General features: G+C 44.5%; 1 protein-coding gene and 1 pseudogene. One reads left to right on the top strand and one right to left on the bottom strand.

All coding sequences use genetic code 11. From position 1 onward, the window contains the following. The coding region (locus F6K37_RS42555; protein WP_287257239.1) for an RNA-guided endonuclease InsQ/TnpB family protein at positions 1–1116 on the top strand (1116 nt) is incomplete at its 5' end. Here the strand turns inward: F6K37_RS42555 and F6K37_RS42560 are convergent. Beyond that, positions 1113–1363: pseudogene (locus tag F6K37_RS42560) on the bottom strand (adenylate kinase); the annotation flags it as partial. The gene F6K37_RS42555 and the pseudogene F6K37_RS42560 overlap by 4 nt on opposite strands.

A 1363-nucleotide genomic window follows, 5' to 3' on the forward strand; every position in this document is an offset into this window, starting at 1 on the left:
AACAAGGTACTTCGGTACTGGATGGACAATCGCGGGACAGGGAAGAAAGAACTCTACCGGTACAACACTCAGTTAAGGGATGAATTTAAGTTTGTCAAAGACCTCAACAGTCATGCTTGTCAAGCTTCTGTTGAAAACGTAGAGCGTGCTATCAAGCGATTTTTTGACAACTGCAAGAAAAAGGTTCCTGGAAAGAAAGGGTATCCTCGCTTTAAAAAGTATTCTAGGTCAGTCGAATATAAGCAATCTGGATGGAAACTGTCCCCAGATAAGAAGTCGATAAAGTTTACCGATAAAAAAGGAATCGGACAGGTCAAGCTCAAAGGTACCTGGGACTTGTGGCGTTTCGAACAAAAGCTAATAAAACGGATTCGTATAGTCAAAAAAGCTGATGGATATTACGTCCAGTTTTGCGTCAAAGTAGATGACTCAGAACAGTTGGAAGTTACAGGTTTCTCCGTTGGTTTAGATGTAGGTCTAAAAGAGTTTTACACTGACTCTGATGGATGTTCAGAACCAAATCCCAGGTTTTATAGAAAAGGGGAAAAACGTTTAAAGTTTTATCAACGTAGAATTTCTCGGAAAAAGAAAGGCTCATCCAATCGCAAAAAAGCGATTAACAGACTAGGTAGACAGCACCTTAAAATAAGTAGGCAGCGTGAAGAACATGCCAAGAGACTGGCGCGTTGCGTAATCCGGTCTAACGACCTGGTCGCCTACGAAGATTTAAGGGTTAAGAACTTGCTCAAAAACCACTGTCTCGCCAAGTCTATTAATGATGCAGGTTGGTATCAGTTCCGAGAATGGCTAGAGTATTTTGGTCAAAAGTTTGGCAGAATAACTGTTGCAGTTAACCCTGCCTATACAAGCCAAAATTGCTCTAGTTGCGGCGAAGTAGTCAAGAAGTCATTGTCAACTAGAACCCATGTCTGCAAATGTGGGTGCCGGTTAGACCGCGACCATAATGCCGCCAAAAACATCCTAACTAGAGCCTTAAGTACCGTGGGGCACACGGGAACTTTCCAAAACGCTCGGGGAGAATCGACCTCTACTCTTCTTGGTTCCGACCTGGTTGAGCAAGTTGACTCGTTGAACCGAGAATCCCCTAGCTTCTAGCTATGGGGAGTGTCAAACAGCCGGATCGTGTTATAGGAATTCAGTGTGCCTTTTAGTAGGGGACTATTTTCAGGCCAGCCTTCCGGTGGCACCCAAAGACTTTTAACCAATCGCTTTGTCACCCACCAGTAATGTCGCAGCACAGCCATATCGAGATAGACCAGGGTATCGGCTACATCTAGCCGTTGCCACACGGTATCGAGTGAGCCAAATCCATCAACGATCCATTGCTCCTGTTGCAAGAGGT

Source organism: Moorena sp. SIO4E2 (assembly GCF_010671945.1).
In the GTDB taxonomy this organism is placed as follows: Bacteria; Cyanobacteriota; Cyanobacteriia; order Cyanobacteriales; family Coleofasciculaceae; genus Moorena; species Moorena producens.